Source organism: Bradyrhizobium oropedii (assembly GCF_020889685.1).
Lineage (GTDB): Bacteria > Pseudomonadota > Alphaproteobacteria > Rhizobiales > Xanthobacteraceae > Bradyrhizobium > Bradyrhizobium oropedii.
Window position 1 is genome coordinate 1 of record NZ_JACMYO010000323.1, and the last position, 4,814, is coordinate 4,814.

At 63.8% G+C, this 4,814-nt stretch carries 6 protein-coding genes; 5 read left to right on the plus strand and 1 reads right to left on the minus strand.

Annotation, left to right across the window (positions count from 1 at the left end):
* The 5 genes from H8A95_RS41555 to H8A95_RS41575 all read left to right on the plus strand — a co-directional run.
* The coding region (locus tag H8A95_RS41555; protein WP_229188247.1) for a peptidylprolyl isomerase at positions 1-840 on the plus strand (840 nt) is incomplete at its 5' end.
* A 13-nt stretch (positions 841-853) separates the two neighbouring features.
* Entirely contained in the window at positions 854-1,387 is a 534-nt protein-coding gene (locus H8A95_RS41560) for a YbjN domain-containing protein (protein WP_229188248.1), read from the plus strand.
* Positions 1,388-1,425: 38 nt separating this feature from the next.
* Positions 1,426-2,310 (plus strand): lytic transglycosylase domain-containing protein, encoded by an 885-nt coding sequence (locus H8A95_RS41565; RefSeq protein ID WP_338028083.1) that lies wholly within the window; start codon positions 1,426-1,428, stop codon positions 2,308-2,310.
* Positions 2,311-2,408: 98 nt separating this feature from the next.
* Positions 2,409-2,828, plus strand: a complete 420-nt coding sequence (locus H8A95_RS41570; protein WP_229188249.1) for a hypothetical protein — start codon at positions 2,409-2,411, stop codon at positions 2,826-2,828.
* 116 nt (positions 2,829-2,944) lie between these two features.
* Positions 2,945-3,121: an MJ0042-type zinc finger domain-containing protein gene (locus tag H8A95_RS41575; protein ID WP_307756240.1), complete on the plus strand. Its 177-nt coding sequence runs from the start codon at positions 2,945-2,947 to the stop codon at positions 3,119-3,121.
* A 40-nt stretch (positions 3,122-3,161) separates the two neighbouring features.
* On the opposite strand, the gene H8A95_RS41580 is transcribed toward H8A95_RS41575, so the two are convergent.
* On the minus strand, positions 3,162-4,220 hold the full coding sequence (locus H8A95_RS41580; protein ID WP_229188250.1) for an AraC family transcriptional regulator: 1,059 nt from the start codon (positions 4,218-4,220) through the stop codon (positions 3,162-3,164).
* Between the last annotated feature and the right edge of the window lie 594 nt (positions 4,221-4,814).

A 4,814-nucleotide genomic window follows, 5' to 3' on the forward strand; every position in this document is an offset into this window, starting at 1 on the left:
CCGAAGCCCGCCACCGCGCCGGAGAATGTCATCGCGCGCGTCGGCGACACCAACATCTCGGCCGATGATCTCCGCAGCTATGTTGCCGCGCTCGCCCCGCGCGAGCAGGCTGCGCTCGCCAAGGATCCGGCGATGCTCAGCCAGGCGGTGCGGCTGCTGCTTGCCAATCGCCTCGTGCTGCAGGAGGCGGTTGCAAAGAAATGGGATCAGCAACCCGCCATCGCGGCGCAGCTCGAGCGAGCCCGCGAGGGTGCGGTCGTCGAGCTCTATCTGCAATCGGTGTCGACGCCACCGGCGAACTTCCCGAGCGAGGACGATCTGCAGAAGGTCTATGAGGCCAATCGCGCCGCATTCCTGATGCCGCGGCAATTCCAGCTCGCGCAGATCTTCATCGCCGCTCCGAAGGAGGGTGACAAGGCTGCCGAGGACAAGGCCAGGCAGGAGCTCGACGACGTGCAGCGCAAGCTGAAGGCGCCGGGAGCGGACTTCGCGGCGATCGCGCGCGGCGACAACAACGCGGCCAAGGATGCCGGCGACCTCGGATGGGTTGCGGAGACCCAGATTCGTCCGGAGATCCGCAGCCAGGTGATGGGGCTCGCCAAGAACAGTGTGTCCGAGCCGATCAAGCTCGACGACGGCTGGCACATCATCAAGCTGATCGACACCAAGGCGTCCTACACCCGCACCCTGCCGGAAGTGCGTGACCAGCTGGTGCTGCAGATCCGCTCCGAGCGGTCGACGATGATGCGGCGGGGCTATCTCGCCGAGCTGCTGAAGCAGCATCCGCCTGTCCTCAACGAGCTTGCACTGTCGAGCCTGCTCGACGCGTCGAAGAAATAACACGGAGACCAAGATGTCCGAGATCATCACCAAGCTCACGCTCGAAGACTTGCGCGACAGCTTTCAGAACGGCGGTTATCGTGTCGAAACGCTGACCGATCCGGTCGCCAACACGACCTATCTGCGCTCGGCGACGGCGGGGCTGGGCTTCGAGATCCGGCCGGGGAATCAGCTGGTCGGTGAGGAACAGAGTTTTGTCGACGTCATGCTGGTCACCACGCTCCAGGTGCAGGGCGAGCTGCCGCTCGACCTCGTCAACCGCTGGAACACGACGCGGCGGTTCGGGCGGCTGCAGTTCAGCCAGCCGTTCCTGATGTTCTGCCTCGATGTCTCCGTCGCCGGTGGTGTGGCGCCGAACTTTGTGCGGGCGCAGATCGAGGTCTGGGACCGGCTGGTTCAGGAGTTGATCGCGTATCTGCGTGAGGAGTTGCCGAAGCTCGCTGCCCGGAGTGGCGCGGCCGCTGCCGCTCCGCAACCCGGTGCGTCGGCCCAGCAGCCGGCGCATGAGCGCACCGCGGAAGCGGGGGCGGTTCCCACCATCCAGTAGCCGCGCCGGCGCGCGACGATCAGGACTGCAAGCGACCCATGTATGACGGGGCCTCCACGATGAAGGCGAGCTGCTTCAGCCGACGGCGGAAGCGGCTCGATCCTGCTCGTCGCTGGAGCAGCTGCATCGCAGCCGGTGGCCTCGCGCTCGCGCTTGGTTTTGCGCAGCCCGTTCGCGCGCAGGGGGAGACGGCGGCCCCGTCATTCAGCATGCGCTTTGCCGCGGTCGATTCGGCCGAGCCTTCCGCCGACGCGACGGCAAAGCCGCCAGCCGAAGCGGCGACGAAACCGGCCAAGGATCTTGCAAAGGATGCCGGCGGGAAAAACCTCCCGCCTGCGCCCGCGAGCCAGGCCGCGGTTTCGGATGCGCGCATGCGCTATCGCGCGCTGATCGAGAAGGAGGCGGCTGGAACCGGGCTAGCCCCTGAGATCGCCGAGGCCGTGATGGGCGTGGAAAGCGGTTACAATCCCGATGTGATCGGCGGCGTCGGCGAAATCGGCCTGATGCAGCTCCTGCCGTCGACCGCGCGCATGCTCGGCTTTTCCGGCTCGCTAGCCGAGCTTGCGATTCCCGAAAACAACATTCACTTCGGTGTCATGTACCTTGCGGAAGCGTGGCGACGTGCCGGCGGCGACCTCTGCACGGCGGTCATGAAGTACCGCGCAGGTCACGGCGAGACCCGCTTCTCCTATCTGTCGGTGAACTATTGCGTGGCGGTGCGCGCCCGGCTGTTTGTCCGCGGCTTCCGGGTGACGGGCACCGTGCCGGTCGCGACCTTCGGCGAACCTGGGCGTGGTGGCGCTGGTGGCGGCGGATGTGGCCGCAAATGCCTCGGCGGCGGCGGCCGTATCGGACGCGTCGACCTTGTCGCGCTCAACACGCGGCTGAACGCGCTTGTGATCCAGGCCCGGGGAGGGAAGTAACGAGCGGCTATGCCGCCGTCATTGATATCGCCGGCTTGATATCCTCCTTTGGCTTCCTATCGTTTGAAACAGTTCTGGTTCTGCAAGGAGCAGTACCGATGAAAGCATTCATCTTGGCGATCGCCGCTGCCGGATTGTCGGCGCTGCCGGCACAGGCTCAGACGCAGCAGCACACGCCGCTGCCGGAAATTGTCGTCGGCGCACCTCCGCCGACGGTCAACCTCAACCGCGACACCAGTGGCGGCACCGGCCGGGCTGCGGCAAGAGGTGGCGGCGGCAGTGCTCCCGCCGAGCGCTGCGGCGATGCGGCCTCGCTTGGCTGCATCAACGAGCGGTTGAAGAAGCAGGTCGATCAGGTCAATCCGCCCGTGACCAACACGCCGCCGATCGACGCGAAGTCGCAGGATCTCAAGGTGGGCGTGGTCAACGTCCCGGCGGTGCAGCAGCAATATGGCCGCAACTTCGGGGTCTCCGCCTTTCCCTATCGCCCGCCAGCGCCCGTTTTCAGTCATCGATAACGATCGCGCGACCCGACGCCAGCTTCTCACAGATCGTGACGCCGTCACATTTCTGACGATGGGCATGTGGACAATAGAACGTGCAACGGCTTGCTGATTCCATGCGAAAATCTGACGTGACGTGCCCCCATTGCCAGGCCGGCTATCGCCGGATCGAGTTGACGTCAAAGGGCGGCGTCGCAGGCGAGTTTCGATGCCTGGTGTGCGATCACATGATCGAGCTGATGGATGGCTCGACCGATGTTGCGTTTCGGCTGACCGTGCAGCCGGGCAAGACGTCCTACGCCTATTAGTGTCTGCCCCGGTGAGGCGGTGAGGGATCGCAGCTTGCGATCATTCGCCGCGGATATCGCTCGGTGCCTTGTTCGTCCACCGGTGGAACGCGCGCCTGAAGTTCGCCGCGTCGCTGAAGCCGAGTGCCAAAGCGATATCGTCGTTGGCCAGCGTCGTGTTGCGGAGATATTTCAGGGCAATCTGGGTCCGCAGCTCGTCGTGCAGTCCCCGAAACGAAAAGCCTTGCAGTCGAAGCTGGCGACGCAACGATCGGTCGTTCACGCCGACCAGCTTCGCGATGGCTTCGAAAGTCGGGGGATTTGCGATGTCGCGAAGCAGGATGGCACGAATTTTTCCGGCAACGCCGGTCCGCAATCTCAAGTCTCCGAGCAAGTCGTCGCAAAGGGCCACGATGGTCGGGTAGGTCGTCTTGTTGCCGAGATCCGCGCTCCGATCCAGCCATTGCGCCTTGAAGACGATCTGGCTGGCCGGCTGATCGAAGCGCGCCGGGCATCCCAGATGATCGAGCGGAAGTTCGAAGTCCGGTCCTTGCGAATAGGCGAGCGTGATTTCGGTGGGGGCGAAGCCCGGCCCCATGATGTCGCGCATCAACGAGATGTGGATGCCGATCTGCATCTCGGTGACGAATCGGTAAAGCGCGGAATCGGCCTGCGCGTGCAGATTGGGCTCGATGGTCCATCTCGCAGAGGCCTTGTCCTCGGTGAAGTCGATTGTCGCCAGCGGTGCCGCGAGCGCGTGGTAGCGCATTGCAAATTCCATCGCCTTGCGGAAGTCCGGGCAACAGAGCAGCGCATAGCCGTACATTCCGTATGTCGAGATGTGGATCGATGCGCCGATGCGATAGGGCAGATGACGGTCGGTCGACAGGCGCAACGCGTTCTGGCAGACCTTCGTCAGCTGCGTCAGCGAGATCCGCGCTTGCGGAGAATGAACGTCGGCTAGCGGAATCTTGGTGTCGCGCAGGATGGCGTCGGCCGGCACGCCGGCGCTGGCCAGCATGTCGAAGACAGCGCCGAGCTTGGTTGTCTCATAGACCTTGTCGCTGGTGCCGACAGTCAGGATCCCGTCTCGGGAGCCCAAAGGCTTCTTCAGTCGCATGGTTGGTTGCAAAGTGAACCAGCCTTTCCCTAGGTCCCGAAGCGCCGCAAACTTGGCCTGAGCGGATGTCCGCTCGCCGGCTCCTTGGAACATAGCCGGTTCGCGCCACAACCCAAGACCTATCAATGGGGTCGCCTTGTTGCGCAGCAGCAAAAAATCGGAGCGGCGAAATCACGATGGGGACGGCACGAGAGCAATTTCGGTAAAGACCACTGCCGCTGACGAGTGCACCTTGTCCGGTTGAGACCCCTGCGATGTCCGTTTCGGACCTTCACAAATCTCGGGCGTCACGCGAGGCTTCGTTCTAGTGTCACTCGGTCAAACCGTCGTGACGCAAGACGGCAGACCACGCGATCCGCGCGCTCAAGAACTGCGGACGTCACGGTCGGAGGACATGCCAGGTCGAGGGAGGCTTCCATGGTTGGAAGGCTGATTCAGACTGCCAAATCCGCCTATCACTATCCGCTCATCTTCAAGCAGCTGTGGCACACACCGCGCGTGCAGGCGCCGGATCAGGAGATCGTCTACCGCGATCTCAAGCGTCAAACCTATCGGCAGACCAGAGAACGCATCGGACGTCTTGCCTCGGCGCTC